We start from the raw sequence: 14,189 nt of genomic DNA on the forward strand, positions 1-14,189 counted from the left end.
TCCGATCTGTGCATAGCTATTTGTGTACCGAATTTTTTCCGAAGGTACGCTGCATTACCGCAGTGGTCAAAATCACCATGAGTTAGTACGATCAGCGTAAGATTTCCCGGCTGGCAACCTGCGCTTTCAAGTTCTTTTTCGATCGCGCCGCGCTTGTTGGTCCTCCCCGTATCGATCAGGATAAATCCGTCGCCGGTTCTGACAAGGTAGCAATTGACAGAGACATTAAAAACAAAAGGCGTAGTGAGGGTGTTAATCTCCAAAGTCATTTGAGCCTCCTATGTTCAAGGCGGTTATAACAAGCGCGCGCATAACATTTAAGCGATAGTTTAGGATAAGAATGCCTCTTCTACGAAGGGATCGATTTGACTTCAAAGGTTGCCATTGTCAAGTTTGATGGAAACGCAGAAGCGAAATCATTAGGGGAGGCTCTGCGCTTAATCGGCGGAATAGACGATTTGAATACTTCTAAGAAAGCAGTAGTTGTGAAAGTGGGAGTTTTCAGTCACAAAGCAGACAATCACACATCTATTAGCTTTGTCGACGCTATAATTGATAGTTTCAACAAAGCTCCCAAGGTCTTCATTGCCGAATCAGATAACTACCAAGGAACAGGTTTAGAAAGGCTGCAAATCTGGAAGGAGCTTTTCTCAGAACGAGTCATACCTGTCAACCTCTCAGACCTAAAGGATGCTCAAGATGTAACCCTTGCCGGTCAAAAGATGAAACTTTCCACTCTTCTTTTTAAGCCCAACGTATTGGTTAACACACACATAATGAGAACCTTTGAGCGGGGTAGCATCCTTAAGAACTTGTTCGGTTGTATTCCTATCCGAAAGAAGGCAAAGTTTCATAAAAACGAAATTTTCTGTTCACTCTTGGCAGACATCTATGAAGCAATAGGTGGAGTGGACCTATCTGTAATGGATGGCACCTATCTTTGGCGTGGTGCAGGTGATCTTAGAGTGCCTATGAACACTCTTCTTGCAGGAAGGGATGCAGTAGCGGTGGAAACTGTGGGAGCAATCTTAGCTGGTTTGAAACCTGAGAGAATGCCTGTAACCCAAGAATTTGTGAAGCGGGGTCTAGGAGTAGGAGACATAGAAGACATTGAGATTGTGGGAACGCCACTCGAAAGTTTACGAGAAGAATCTAAATTGGCGGCTAAAACGCTCAGAAAGAAATGGAAGGAGCGTGGCGGTGCACCCAGCATTTGGGCGCCGACGATTGATAGCTTAATTAAAGATAGATTTTTTCAACTGCCGCATAAAAGAACAAGAGATGACGTGGTAAAAGCTTTTGAAGCTAGGGGAATCTCGACAAAAGGTTACACTGGTGTAATCGCAACAACCTTAACCCGAAGGATAAGAACGGGCAAACTGAAGGCTGCCAAAGAACTTAATGGATGGGTTTACTGGACAGAGTAGTTTCGATAATTTGATGAAAAAATGGGGAGTTGCGGGTGATATCTCCATTAGCTAGAGGTTAGGGCAACCCCGCAAACATGCAATTTTGGTGCTCAGAGCTCTTTTGGGTTGACTGGATTTGATTTGCTGCACGAACTATTTTCGTGTTTTGTTAGCTGCTACATCTTTATATTGATGTATATATGTGCAGGTAGATAGTTTTATTATCTAGCTATCGCTTTTTAGAAATCGCTTGATGTGGTGAGACGCTTGCAAGTTCTGATTGTTTATGATTCAAAGACGGGGAATACGGAGAAGATGGCTTTTGCGGTTGCTGAGGGCGTGAAAGAGGTTGGCAGCATTGACGTTGTGATGAAGAGGGTGGATGAGACGGCTAATGAGGATTTGTTGAAAGCTGATGGGATTATTGTCGGGTCGCCTACTTACTACGGTCAAATGTCCAGTAAAATCAAAGCCATGTTTGACGAGTCGGTTAAGATTCATGGAAAATTGCAAGGTAAGGTGGGGGCGGCGTTTACGAGTTCGGGTGGTGTTGCTAGTGGTGCCGAGACGACTATTGTTTCGGTTTTGGAGGCTATGCTCGTTCATGGAATGGTTATTCAGGGGCGGGCTCATGCTCAACATTATGGCGCTGCTGCGGTTGGAGAGCCCAAAGAAGGAGAGACAGAGAGGTGTAGAGAGTTGGGCAATATGGTTGCGAGTCTTGTCTTGAAGTTGAAGTCTTGAAGACAGTTTGCCTACAAGCTTAAATAATTCTCCAGCAGATTTTTGGCTTGCTCGCAAATAGGGCCGGTCGTCTAGTTTGGTAGGACATTGGCTTTACGAGCCAAAGGTCGCTGGTTCAAGTCCGGCCCGGCCCACCAAATTTAAACGAAACACTTTGCGTGCGCGATACTATGCTATTTTTTCTCTTGGTGATCTTCCAAGATTGATTATAAGGTCTCGGACGTTTTTCACGTCTTCGAGATGTACGAACTCATCCAAACCATGATAACAGGTGTCAGCTCTAATCGTTCCGTAACATACTACTGGGATTCCGTTTTTGGCGAAGAAGCTTCCATCGTTTCCTCCTAGTTCAGCAGCTAAAGGTAGAGTTTGGCCTATTGTTTTTTTGATGTTTTCTGAAACTGTTTGCACAAAGACTAGGTTTTTCGGTGTGTGGTAGCCTGGGAATTTGTTTATGATTTCTAGTGAGGCTTGGCAGCCGGTTTTTTCAACTGCTTGTTGGAAGTAGTTTCTCAGTTCTTTTTCTGCCTCTTCTACAGGTTCTTCTGGTAGGAGTCTTCTGTCGAAGCGGGCTTCGCAGGTGCCGGGTATGACGTTTTCTTTCTCTCCTCCTCGAATCATTGTTACGGTGTATCGTCCCCAGATGAATTGTCTTGGGGCTTCAGGTGGTGCGTGTAGGGTTGATTCTTTTTTCTCCACTGCGTTTTTGTAGGGTTCGAGGGCGGTGAGTAGTTTTATGGTTTCGTTGATAGCGTTTTTTGCTTTGAAGGGGTATCCAGCGTGTCCTTGTTTTCCTTTGACTGTTATTTTTCCCCAGAGGATGCCGCTTGCTCCTAGGTAGAGTCTTTCTAGTCCTGAGTCGACGACTAGTGCTGCGTCGCCTTTTAATCCGTAGTCACTCATCACGTAGTCTGCGCCGTATCTTCCGCCTATTTCTTCGTCTACTCCCGCGACGAGTTTGAGGTTTATGTCCAACTTTTCCTTCTTTAGTTGTCGCATGGCTCCCATTGCAGCTGCGATGCCTGACTTGTTGTCTGCAGAGCCTCTTCCGTAGGCTTTTCCATCTTTAACCGTTAGTTTGAAGGGTGGATATGTCCAGTTGGGTCCTGGAGGGACGACGTCGAAGTGTGATTCGAGGAGCAGTGTTACGTCTGAGCCTGCATCGAGAGTTACGATTACGTTTGGGCGTGAGAGTCCGTCTTTGGCTCCTTTTTCTCCGTTGATTATTTCTACGTCTAGCTGGTTTTGTTCGGCTTCTTCTACGATTATGGATGCGCATTTGTCGTATCCTTTTTTTGAGACTGATTCAGTGTCGATTTCAACCATTTTTGAGAGAAGATTAATTTCGTATTCTAGCGAACTCAAGCGTTTATCCCTCTTGCACGACTTCTAATGTCTACTAAGACTTAGCTTTTTTGATAAAACCAGTTTAATGCTCTCATTGAGCGTTTCTTCACTTACCAAATGCTTGCAAGTAACAATATTCTATATGCTATTCCACCAATGACAATTGCAAAGATAATCTCAAAAACCGTAATGAGTAACGCTTTCTTCCAGCCCAACTCCTTAACCAGCGCTCCAATAGTCGAGATGCAGGGAATATAGAGCATCGCCACTAAAGTGAACACCATCATCTGCACTGGTCCAAAACCTGGAACTGCGGCAAAATTTGAGGTTTCCAGCAAGGTTGCTAGCATTATCAAAGTCAGCTCCTTCCTTAACACTCCAAAAATCAAAGTTATTCCAGTGATTGCAGGCAATCCCAGCCAACCAACGGTTACAGGACTGAGAGCATCCGCTATTGGCTCCAGCAAGTTGAGAACGTCTACAAGCTTGATTACGAAACTGCCCGCTATTATGAGCGGAAACGCCATCTTGATAAACTCTTCCAATCTAAACAAAGTCTGCTTCACTATAGTTTTCGCATGAGGCACTTTATAGTCATGCATCTCCATAATCAAGCCCGTCGGCTCACCCGGCAAAGCCTTAAACGCCACTCTTCCAAGAGCAAAAATAATCAATAAGTCAACAGCGTACAATAGCAACGCCCACTGAACACCTACAAAAGCCCCAACAAGACCTAGAATTATAACAGTCGTGGCAGCACAAGGCACCAACGTAACGACAAAAACTGCAATAAGCCTCTCCCTCTTAGTCTCCATTATCCTACACCCCAAACAAGCAGGAACATTACAGCCGAAGCCAAGTATCACAGGAATAAACGCCTTCCCATGCAAACCTATCTTATGCATCAAGTTATCCATCAAAAACGCAACTCTACTAAGATACCCCGAGTCCTCAAGAAAATATAGCACCGAGTAAAACGGAAGCAGATAAGGCAACGCAATCGTAATCCCCGCTATAAGTCCCTCTACAACACCCCCCCACAGCAGCTCTCCCACAATCCCAGTTCCCAATACATTTTCAAAAACAGGCTCCAAACCATAAAAAATATCACTCAACAAACCAGACGTGCAATCTCCAAAAGAGAAAATCCCAAAGAAGATCGAGAGGATTACCGCCGCCATTATTGGATATCCAAGGAGCTTATGAGTTGTTAGGCCATGAAGTCTTTCTCTCTTCGGAGGCTTAATCGGCGACACTATCTGCTGTACTTCACGGGCAATACACCCAGCAATCTCATACCGCTCAGAAGTTATCACAGTTGAACACGAATGCCCATGAATACCCTCAATCTCCTCTGCAAGCCTTCTTGCAGCCGATAAAATTTTAGGGTTCATCTGGCGAATCTTACCCTCTATCTGCTCTTCTCCTTCCAAAAGCTTTATGGCAACCCATCTAGCAGGGTAGGGAAGCCGCAATCTCCCAACCAAATTAATGAGTTCCAGGATTTTTTCCTCAACTTCTTCTCCATATCTAACCTTTGAAGGGGCAACCTTTCCCTTCTCAATAATGTTGACAGATGCCTGCAGCAAATCGTAAATGCCAACTCGACTTGGCGCTACTGTTGGAATTACGGGTACGCCTAGGGCTTTTTCTAGTTTCTTATGGTCAATTTTTATACCTTTCTTTTTCGCCATGTCCATCTGGTTCAAAGCTACAATCATCGGTGTCTCGAGTTCAATCAACTGAAGCGTAAAGAACAAGTTTCTCTCAAGAACCGAGGCATCAACAACATTGATTACTAGGTCAGGGTTCTCGATTGCAATGTATTCTCTCGAGATAAGCTCCTCTATGGAAAAGGTGGATAAGGAGTAGATTCCAGGCAAGTCGACGATGTTTATTGTGTAGCCTTTAAAATGAAGTGTTCCTTCTGCTCTTTCAACTGTTTTTCCAGGCCAGTTTCCAATGTGTTGATGCATTCCCGTTAGGTGGTTGAATATGACAGATTTTCCGACATTGGCGTTGCCAGCGAGGGCTATAATAATTTGTTTCTTAGTCACCTTTCTACACTCACTAAAATTCTTTCTGCCATTCCCCTTCCTATCGCTAGTCTGGAGCCTCTTACTTGTAGTTCTATGGGACCGTGGAAAGGTGCTGATTTGACTACTGTTACTTTGGTTCCTGGGGTAAGACCCATGTCTTCCAGTCTTTTTTGAAAGCCCCATTTTCGGTGGTGACGTCTACGGCGATGGCTTGATGATGCATTGATGGAGATTATGACTCCCCTTTCACCATCTCTTAGGCGAGTTAGTGGTAGTTCCAGTTTTTTCATCCTCTTTTTTGGCAGCGTCACTTGTATATGTAGAAAGCTTATGAATAAGGATTTAGTTTAACATAACAATGTTAGGCAAGTCTAAGAAAGCCTAGAGGTAAACACTGGTGAAAACAACAAATACAGTTAAGCTAAGTGAAAGCGAGGAAGGTTACATTGAAACAATCTTCAATCTTATTAGGGAACACGGCTATGCCCGGGTTGCTGACATAGCGGCCGCATTAAATGTAAAGCCTCCAAGCGTGACAAGCATGCTTCAAAAGCTGGATGAGCAGAAATTTGTCACCTACACACGGTATAGAGGGGTTGTACTAACCCGTAAGGGGAAGTTGCTTGCAGAAACTTTAAAAAAACGGCATCAAGCATTAAAGAAGTTCTTGATTATGATAGGAGTTACTGAAGAGAACGCTGACAAAGACGCTTGTGAGATTGAACATATAATAAATCGTGAAACTGCAGAAAAACTCGCAAAGTTCGTAGAATTTGTGCAATCAGCACCGCAAACTCCCCCATTTCTTGAACATTTCAAGCAATACAACAGAACGGGAAAACGACGCAAAGAGTGCAGAGTGAAGGGCAAAGCAAAAAAGACCAACTGACACAATGAGTTGTGCGCACACATTTAGTGTGGTGTTTTTGAGTTCTACAGACATTGCATAACGTTTATTAAGTCTTAATACAGACGTTTAGCCCTTCAAATTGGTGCACAGGATGAAAAACAACACTCCAAAAACAACCACTACCACATACACCGACGACAACTACAAACTACATATATCGAAAACTCTCCTCTCCTCTCGTATACGCACAGCCACATAGACAACATTAACAACTATTAAAAACAGCACAACAAACCTTCAACACCAACAATTTCATTCTCCTTTTTCACACACATATCAAATGGAGATCTCTTCCTTGCCCAAACATCAAACTTAAAACTTTAAACCTCTCCTGCTTCTTGTACCTAAGAAAATGCAAGCGCAGAATGAGACGGAAAAGAAACACTGTGTCATAATCAGATGCTGAATTTTTAAGAAAATCGAGAGAATTGAGCTTTAATCTTTCTGAGACATGTAAAATCCCTTGAAACAGTTGATTACCAAATTTGAGAAGATCTACACGAAGAATAACTACGAAAGCAATGGAGAACTGCAGAGTGGTGGGGCTGCCCGGATTTGAACCGGGGTCACGAGAGCCCAAGTCTCATAGCCTAGACCAAGCTAGCCGACAGCCCCTCTCTCCAACCTTCAATTCTAAAACAACAAACAATTAATTAACATTATCCAAACAAACAATCACACCTAATCCAAACTCCATGTCACATCAAAAAATCGCCACTCGCATATTTGGCGTCTACGTTTCTATTTGGCTCTAAATAAAATTTAAAAAGGTCTAGGTGACGTGCGCACAATCCGCTTTTTATGGCGTATACTTGAAAGGATGTCTCGACCGATCCTTATTCTCCATAACCTCGTCCGCCGACGGTCTGCCCTCAACAGCCCTCCGAATAGCATGTCGCATAGCCTTAAAATTGTTAATATATACTCTCTGCCTGTCAACCGCAGACGGATGCACAAAAACGTTCGCTATAATCATCAAATCCTCCTCAGCCCCTTTAGGAATACTACTATCCGCCAAGCTGTCCGCAACCGCCTTAGCCACGCCAGCCTGCGCTGGACCATAAACCATACTCGCCTGCCGCATATTCTTAATAGTCACTGTAGGAACCATTAACGTTACAGGCTTCACCAAAACATTAGGCTCCAAAATAGCTACAAGTGGCTCATGCCCGGGAGTTGGATTCGCCTTTGCCTTAGCATACGCTTCACCCACAGGGCCATCCTTCCTACCAATCATCAAATCGATGTGCGCCACTTCCGCATCTTTTCCAGCTAAAGCCTCGCCTACGCGAAGCTTGAAATCGCGAATTACTTCAGGCGTTATGTGAACAGCTGTAAACCTTTCTTCCAAAACCTTCTCTGCAACCTCAAACTTAACCGGCTTTGCCTTTATTTTGCCGATCTTCTCCAAATCCAATCGCAACTCCTCTCTAGCCTCGTAAGTGAGTTCTCCACCAACACTAAGCGGCAGCCTCACACGCCCTACTTTAACGCCCATCATGTTCAATGCCTCCTTAGTACCCACCGCCCCACTCGCCACCGTAATCCGCGCAATTTTTTGCGCCTTATACTGCAACTCACGAGCCTTTTGCAAGTCACCCTTCTGCACACTGTTGTAGATTTTAATCCAAACGTCAGGAATGAAGTTGGCGCTTGCCAAAATGGCTCCACTAGCTCCAGCAGCCAAAGCCGCCACAACCACTTCATCATGACCACACATAACGTTAACCTTGTCACGAACCTTCTCCAAAACCGCCAAAATGAAGCTAAGCTGCCCGCTGCTGTCTTTGACGCCAACTATGTTAGGAATCTGCGCCAAGTCTTCCACCATCTGCCACGGCAAAGGCAGCCCGGTGCATTGAGGAATGTTGTAAAGAATTATTGGTAAATCTACTTTAGACGAAATTGTGAAATAATGCTCGTAGATTCCTCTACTGGTCGGCTTCAGATAGTAAGGTGTCACGATTAAAGCCGCATCAGCACCAGCATCCTTTGCATACTTCACCATCTCCAACGCTTGATCAGTTCCACTTGCCCCAGTACCTGCCACAACAGAAACTCTGCCATTAACTTCGTCAACAACAACATCGATAACATGTTTCCTTTCTTCAAAAGTCATGTTTACAAACTCGCCAGTAGTCCCACACGGAACAACACCGTGAACTCCAAGCTTAATACAGTAATTAACAAGCACACGCATCTGTTCTTCATCTACTTCTTTTCTGTCTTCAGTGAAAGGCGTCACCAGAGCAGGCATAATTCCCTTAGGCTTGAACATGAACTCTAACTCCTTGACAAGTTATCGTACTTTTTACACATTTAAGCCCTTCTTTAAGAACTCATGTAGCTGCCACAGACTTCACTATTCTTATAAAGGCTACATGCACTAGTTACCCAACACAGAGTTTGGAGGGTCATCCTTTGGAAAAACTCAGGCAAAAATTGAGAATTAAAGATGAAACTTTAAAGAAAATTAACGAATTTATCCTGAAAGAGGACAACCCTCTTATAAACAACTTGCTAAAAATCATCGAGAAACACGGCGGCGTTGACGAGATTAACCGCAAAGCTCGAGAAGCCCGCAGGCTCGAAAATCTCATGGCTAAACTTGGAGCGAAAAACTCGCCTTTTGTGAACGACCTTGAGTGGCTGATTGAGCAGCGGGATAAGGACGCTTTTATCAGCATCCCCGACTACCGCAAGAAAATCCTAGGAGGCAAAGCCGCTTCTATGACGTTCGACGAGTCATTCGCTGTCACTCTTGAAATCAGTGCCTGCAACTTTTTTCCTTGGGTTATAGAAGAAGCAAAAAAAGCCATTGCACAGGAAGATCTCATGCCCGGGCGTTTCATTCGTGTACGTCCTATGAGAGAGCAAGTTGAGGACAATGAAATCCTAGCGTTTGCAGCGGCAGTACAGATCATAGGTGCTTCCTACGTGGAAACGTTAGATACAAAAGGAACTTTGCCTGGGCCTGATGGCTTACCTATTAACGTTCATTTGGGAGGCCCTGAAACTATTACAGGATATTTCGGAGGCGTAGGGATGCCGAACGAGTTTGCCTTGAAGTGGGTCGATGAATTTCTGCAGTGCTATACTGAATATGGCATTCGACAAGTATTGAACACAAACATAGGGAGCGTTATGCTTGGATACTGGCTCTACAAACTTGGAATCGACATTGAATTTAAGATTTCAGTATATCTAGGTAATGACAATCCCTATTCTTGCTTCTGGACGTTAATGACCGCTAAACTCTTCAGTCGCGATGACAGCACAAGCCCACTAATAGGTTTTAATCTTGCAAATTCAGTCAACAACGAGACAATCGAGCTTTCAGCTCACATACGAAAAGCCTTCGACTTTGAGGACATTGTTCGTATCGAACACCACATTGTAGAAACTTACAAGAGTATTGTTAGGCAACCATACGACCGACTTGACGAACTTCTGGAAATCGCAGGTCATGTGAAGAACATTAGTGCCAAACATGAGGGTGGAACACTTGAGGTTGAGAAAACCCGGGAACATCCATCGGACATCTTGGATTACTTCATCCCTAAAAAGGATATTTTGGCAAAGGGTCTGATGCCGAAATTAACGATTAATTATCTCGACAAACATGATTCAATGAATAGAACTGCTAAAGCCCTCACCGAGCGGGGCTTAACCTTCATCGCTGCTCAGAACTTGCACAAGAAATAGGGGTTGTGGAGCTTGGCAAAGGTTACCATGTTGTTGTTTTAGGACGTTTTATCAACAGGAGAATTGTTGTTACAACGAAAATTGCTGTTGTTATTACGAAAAGGTACATCAAGCCTGTTGAGTTATTTTGAGCAATTTGGTTGCTCGCTAATTCTTGATATTTTTGCTGTAAATCGGTGTGGTTTGCCTCAAGCGAAGTATAGTTGGCTTGCAAGTCGTTACAGAAACTGTTCAAGGAATCATAAGCTTGTCTTAAATCTTCGTAAGCTTTGTTTTGGATGAATGTAATTTGGAAAGTGTGAACATTGTCAACGTACGTAGGTATGTCTCCTTTGATGTACCAGCTGTACCGAAACTTACCATAAATCAAGCCGGATAACGCATCTTTAGGTACAACCACTTCATAGTGCTGCTCATAGGTTTGTCCTGAGCTAAAATCGAAGTCTTTGACAAAGTCAATGTATGTGATTGAAGTTTCAGTCAGATTCTCCGTTAGGCAAGAAATGGTTGCGTTGATGAAGTCTATGTGGATTTCTGCTACAGCTTTGACCTTTATGGTGACATTTAATCTATCTTCAGGCCAAGCTTGAATTGGTGATTCTATTTCTATAACTAAACCTCCTTGAGTAAACGAGTATACTTGTCTTTCTTCTGTCTCCGAGTAGACAGTTGCGCTTATGCTTATACTGGCAAGAATCACGGTCGTTATTAACAAAGGTATTAATCGTCTAGTGTTCAATCTTCTTCCACCTTCTAGAAGTGCTTATTGCGTTCCATCAAACTGTATTTAACGGTTTTCTACCATTATTTTGAAAAACTAAAACCTTTTCAGCCGTATTTTTAATTTTTGCTGGTGAAAATCTGCTATTTTAACGTGCGAATAAAACGTTGGTATACGTATACGAAGTAAATAAAGGCGAAGAGAGTTAACACGACTTCAAAGGACAAAATCAGCTGGTTCTGTTCTACTGCGAAAAAGTAGCCTTGTGTAACGATGTCTGAGAAAACAAGAATCTGCAGAAATATGGCTCCTCCAATACAGCTAAAGCCTAAACAGTGGATAAGTTGCCGCAAACGCCGATCAACTGTCACGTTGAACAAGTCTATCAAAAATACAATAGCAAACCGCTTATCTTAAGGTTTACGAAACGCAACATAAAATGCAACATAATAATTTCTTCTGCATATTCTGAATAGCTATAGCTCCTTCTCTAAAGCAGAATTTCCTTTCCTTCTTCAACAAGTTCTACAGAATGGTCTCCAAATAATTTCTTAAATATAATCGGGTGCTCCGTATGAATGGGAACCAGTTTTTTCGGTTGTATCTTATCAATGACTTTGACGAGGTTTTTTGGAGGAACAGTGACCCGACGCGCGCATCTGATGGAATTTTAGGCGAAAATGGTTTAGCCAGTTATGTAACACTTTTCTCTATTTTCCTGCAGATGTTCGCCATTATCAAAATTATGTGGGGAAGGGTGAATATGCTGAAGACTTTCGTGTATTTTGCAGAGGCGGCTTTCTTTATTGTTTCTCTTTTTCCTCCCGCTTCTAAGTAGCCTTCTATGAAAGAGGAGGCGATTATTCTGGCAGCTTCGTCGGAGTGGATTGGAAGGATGTAGTGGCCTGAATAGTAGAGGAACTCTGCGATGTCCCAAGGTTGGTTTCCGTTTCTTGTTGCTTGTTCAAGGTCTAAAAAACACACTTTCCTGTCTTTTGTGATTAGTATGTTTTCAGGTTTACAGTCTCCTAGGGCTATGCCTAACGAGTGTGCTTTTGCGATTTCCTTTCCTACTGTTTTAAGAACTTCGCCGTTCCTTACCTTGCCTTCTTTTGACAGGGATGAAATTGTTTGTTTAACTATTTCACTTAATTTTTTCCCTTCAACAAAATCCTCGAAAATCAGACGTTCTTTTAGGCTAACATAGAGAATGTGTGGAACAGCGAAGCCATGTTTTCTTAGAAACTGGTTGATAGAGTATTCTCTCTCAAGTCGTGTTGCGCCCAGCACAGCAAACGATTGTGTACCTAGTGCCCACAAGGCTAGAGGGAACCACTTGAAGCCTAGCCAGTCTTCGAACTTTTTTACTACAATTTTTTGTGTTTCACTGTTTTTCTGAAGTCGAAGTAGGAAAACACTGTTCAGAACGCCGCCCATTTCTTCAATCGTTATTTCTAATTCTTCTCCGCCAGGCACCGTCTTTCGTACGAAGTCCTGAATGTTTGTTTTGTCGGAAAGAGGAACTGGACCGAGTGGTGTGGGCATTAGTAGATATTTTTCTGTTTCTCCTAGTTGTCTGAGCAGTTCTTTTTCTGTTTTTTGATGGGAGCCTTTTGTAAAGGATTTTTGATTTTGTGGAAAAGCCGTTGTTATTTTTGAGGAAATACCTCGAATGTAGGGTAATAAGGCTTTTTGGATGGACATGAGGATGTTGGAAAATCTGTTTCTCTGACGCTTTGTTGCTTCAATAAAGTCTTTGTCAATTTTTATGTAGCTATTTGACGACATTATGCAGTTTTCTGTTTCTAGTTCTTTTAGAGCTTTTAAATATCCATTCATGATAAAGTCAACATTTTGCTTTCTAGTTTTTCTTTTAAACATGTTTAAGAAGCTGTACTTTAAAGGTGGGAATAGTCTTGTTCTTCTTCTTATGGCTTCGTACATGAAATACTCTGGTTTAATGAGAAGCTCCGTGGACAATTCAGGGTATTGCAGAATGATGTTTTTTAGAAGCTCTAACACAAACCGTTTTTTCATCTTCACCTCCATTTCTTCCAGATAGCTTGGGTTTATCCACGGTTGGTAGGGTAGTGCAATTTTTTCTGCAGCGACCTCGCCGAATTGTCCGTGTTCTATGTCGCTTTCGAACACTTTTTTGTCAATTGCCAAAATGGAGAGATTGACGCTGTCTATTTGCTTGGCAAAATTGCGCATCTTAGGAGAGTAGGCAGACACGATCAGCAAGACGTTTACGTCGGCTTTTTTCTTGGCGTATCCATATACTCTCGGCCCGTGAAAACAAGCGGCAAAAATCTCTTGAGGGCTTGCAGTCTCTTTGCATAGTTTGAGAATTCGATCTTCTTCAGGACCGTCGATACTTACAAGTTTGCTCATGACTACACACATTATAGATTTTTTCGTGTTTAAAAGCTATCTTCAAAACATAAATATGCTATTTCCTTAAGAGAATGGAGAGGTGATTAAATGGCTAAGGAAGGTGAAGCTGGCAGAGAGGCTTCAGATCTTCGTGAAAGAGTTGTGCGACTTGAGGTTAAAGTTGAGGAACTCACTAAACGCATTGATAGCCTCTCTAACTACACCAAAGAACTCTACAACTATTTACAAAAACAATCTAGATAATCTTGGTAAAGAAAAAAAAGGGTGCTACGATGGTGGTGGTGGTGGTGGGGTTTCTGGAGCCGGTCCAGCGGTTGTTTTAATTGAGAAGAAAGCGACAGCAAGTAGTATTACAGCGATCCAAATTAGTAGTAAACCTATTATGATTATTGTTAGAACTGCCCCAACTAGGAGCAGCAGGCCTGCTGTGCCGAATAAGCCTACTCCTGACTTTGACGCAAGCGATCCCAGTGATTTCCGATACAACCAGGCAGTTAGAATGGCGAATACGAAGAGGATGATAAGTGCAGCAACGATGCCTCCGATTAGCGTTAAGAGGGAATCGAGAGCAGCTTCCGCCGTAATTAAGTCTGTCCACTCCGTTGCACTGGTCCAGTCATCGATGCCTAGATCAGCGACGACGGTCAGAGCAGTTATTACGAAAACCCCCACAGCCACAACGCCGCCTACAATTGTTGTGATGAAACCGTAGAGGGCGTTGTTAAAGATGCCAGCATCCTTGTAATGATCGGCGAAGCCTTTCAACGCTATCAACACTAATATAAAGCCAATAAGGCCAAGTAAACCTGCATAGGACGCTGCAAACATAAGTAAAGGTGCTATGAACATCAGTATTGCTCCTACGCCTCCAAGGTTCTTGCTTGTAGCTAAATCCATTTTTTTCCGCCTTGAAGAAC

Annotated in this window: 14 protein-coding genes and 2 tRNA genes; 6 read left to right on the top strand and 10 right to left on the bottom strand. The window is 43.1% G+C overall.

Translation table 11 applies throughout. The features are described 5' to 3' along the window. Window positions 1-269, bottom strand: a 269-nt coding sequence (locus OEX01_05755) for an MBL fold metallo-hydrolase (protein ID MDH5448492.1), incomplete at its 3' end; no start/stop codon positions are given. A 96-nt stretch (window positions 270-365) separates the two neighbouring features. Between OEX01_05755 and OEX01_05760 the strand changes: the two genes are divergently transcribed. From OEX01_05760 to OEX01_05770, 3 genes are all read left to right on the top strand, one after another. Then, the gene (locus OEX01_05760) at window positions 366-1,427 is read left to right on the top strand and encodes a DUF362 domain-containing protein (protein MDH5448493.1); all 1,062 of its coding nucleotides are present in this window, start codon (window positions 366-368) and stop codon (window positions 1,425-1,427) included. A 249-nt stretch (window positions 1,428-1,676) separates the two neighbouring features. Then, window positions 1,677-2,153: an NAD(P)H-dependent oxidoreductase gene (locus OEX01_05765; protein MDH5448494.1), complete on the top strand. Its 477-nt coding sequence runs from the start codon at window positions 1,677-1,679 to the stop codon at window positions 2,151-2,153. A 60-nt stretch (window positions 2,154-2,213) separates the two neighbouring features. Then, window positions 2,214-2,290: transfer RNA gene (locus OEX01_05770), tRNA-Val, on the top strand. A gap of 31 nt (window positions 2,291-2,321) precedes the next feature. Here OEX01_05770 and OEX01_05775 read toward each other — a convergent pair. The 3 genes from OEX01_05775 to OEX01_05785 all read right to left on the bottom strand — a co-directional run bounded on the left by OEX01_05775 (window position 2,322) and on the right by OEX01_05785 (window position 5,829). Beyond that, on the bottom strand, window positions 2,322-3,518 hold the full coding sequence (locus tag OEX01_05775; protein MDH5448495.1) for an ArgE/DapE family deacylase: 1,197 nt from the start codon (window positions 3,516-3,518) through the stop codon (window positions 2,322-2,324). Between the two features lie 92 nt (window positions 3,519-3,610). Then, the gene (feoB, locus tag OEX01_05780; protein MDH5448496.1) at window positions 3,611-5,557 is read right to left on the bottom strand and encodes a ferrous iron transport protein B; all 1,947 of its coding nucleotides are present in this window, start codon (window positions 5,555-5,557) and stop codon (window positions 3,611-3,613) included. Beyond that, a complete protein-coding gene (locus tag OEX01_05785) occupies window positions 5,554-5,829 on the bottom strand; it encodes a ferrous iron transport protein A (GenBank protein ID MDH5448497.1) in 276 nt (91 codons plus the stop codon). Before OEX01_05785 ends, feoB begins: the two co-directional genes overlap by 4 nt. Before the next feature lie 107 nt (window positions 5,830-5,936). On the opposite strand from OEX01_05785, the gene mntR reads away from it, so the two are divergent. After that, a complete protein-coding gene (gene mntR / locus OEX01_05790; GenBank protein ID MDH5448498.1) occupies window positions 5,937-6,428 on the top strand; it encodes a transcriptional regulator MntR in 492 nt (163 codons plus the stop codon). Between the two features lie 558 nt (window positions 6,429-6,986). Here mntR and OEX01_05795 read toward each other — a convergent pair. Both OEX01_05795 and dapA read right to left on the bottom strand, forming a co-directional pair. Next, window positions 6,987-7,064, bottom strand: a tRNA-Pro gene (locus OEX01_05795). A 184-nt stretch (window positions 7,065-7,248) separates the two neighbouring features. Then, window positions 7,249-8,727 (bottom strand): 4-hydroxy-tetrahydrodipicolinate synthase, encoded by a 1,479-nt coding sequence (gene dapA, locus OEX01_05800; GenBank protein ID MDH5448499.1) that lies wholly within the window; start codon window positions 8,725-8,727, stop codon window positions 7,249-7,251. Window positions 8,728-8,891: 164 nt separating this feature from the next. On the opposite strand from dapA, the gene OEX01_05805 reads away from it, so the two are divergent. After that, window positions 8,892-10,154: a hypothetical protein gene (locus tag OEX01_05805; GenBank protein ID MDH5448500.1), complete on the top strand. Its 1,263-nt coding sequence runs from the start codon at window positions 8,892-8,894 to the stop codon at window positions 10,152-10,154. A 22-nt stretch (window positions 10,155-10,176) separates the two neighbouring features. Here the strand turns inward: OEX01_05805 and OEX01_05810 are convergent, their stop codons facing one another. The 3 genes from OEX01_05810 to OEX01_05820 all read right to left on the bottom strand — a co-directional run bounded on the left by OEX01_05810 (window position 10,177) and on the right by OEX01_05820 (window position 13,269). After that, window positions 10,177-10,893, bottom strand: a complete 717-nt coding sequence (locus OEX01_05810; GenBank protein MDH5448501.1) for a hypothetical protein — start codon at window positions 10,891-10,893, stop codon at window positions 10,177-10,179. Between the two features lie 125 nt (window positions 10,894-11,018). Further along, complete coding sequence (locus OEX01_05815) at window positions 11,019-11,264, bottom strand: hypothetical protein (GenBank protein MDH5448502.1); 246 nt, start codon at window positions 11,262-11,264, stop codon at window positions 11,019-11,021. A gap of 304 nt (window positions 11,265-11,568) precedes the next feature. Continuing rightward, window positions 11,569-13,269, bottom strand: coding sequence for a hypothetical protein (locus OEX01_05820; GenBank protein MDH5448503.1), 1,701 nt, complete (start codon window positions 13,267-13,269; stop codon window positions 11,569-11,571). Between the two features lie 90 nt (window positions 13,270-13,359). Between OEX01_05820 and OEX01_05825 the strand changes: the two genes are divergently transcribed. Continuing rightward, entirely contained in the window at window positions 13,360-13,515 is a 156-nt protein-coding gene (locus OEX01_05825) for a hypothetical protein (GenBank protein MDH5448504.1), read from the top strand. A 24-nt stretch (window positions 13,516-13,539) separates the two neighbouring features. On the opposite strand, the gene OEX01_05830 is transcribed toward OEX01_05825, so the two are convergent. Then, entirely contained in the window at window positions 13,540-14,169 is a 630-nt protein-coding gene (locus OEX01_05830; GenBank protein ID MDH5448505.1) for a DUF996 domain-containing protein, read from the bottom strand. Window positions 14,170-14,189 lie beyond the last annotated feature (20 nt).

This window comes from Candidatus Bathyarchaeota archaeon (assembly GCA_029882535.1).
In the GTDB taxonomy this organism is placed as follows: Archaea; Thermoproteota; Bathyarchaeia; order Bathyarchaeales; family SOJC01; genus JAOUKM01.

Bases quoted from the DNA above. Each gene is read 5' to 3' on its own strand.
- OEX01_05785 (MDH5448497.1), bottom strand. From the start codon at position 5,829: ATGAAAAAACTGGAACTACCACTAACTCGCCTAAGAGATGGTGAAAGG.
- dapA (MDH5448499.1), bottom strand. From the start codon at position 8,727: ATGTTCAAGCCTAAGGGAATTATGCCTGCTCTGGTGACGCCTTTCACT.
- OEX01_05820 (MDH5448503.1), bottom strand. From the start codon at position 13,269: ATGAGCAAACTTGTAAGTATCGACGGTCCTGAAGAAGATCGAATTCTC.
- OEX01_05825 (MDH5448504.1), top strand. From the start codon at position 13,360: ATGGCTAAGGAAGGTGAAGCTGGCAGAGAGGCTTCAGATCTTCGTGAA.
- OEX01_05830 (MDH5448505.1), bottom strand. From the start codon at position 14,169: ATGGATTTAGCTACAAGCAAGAACCTTGGAGGCGTAGGAGCAATACTG.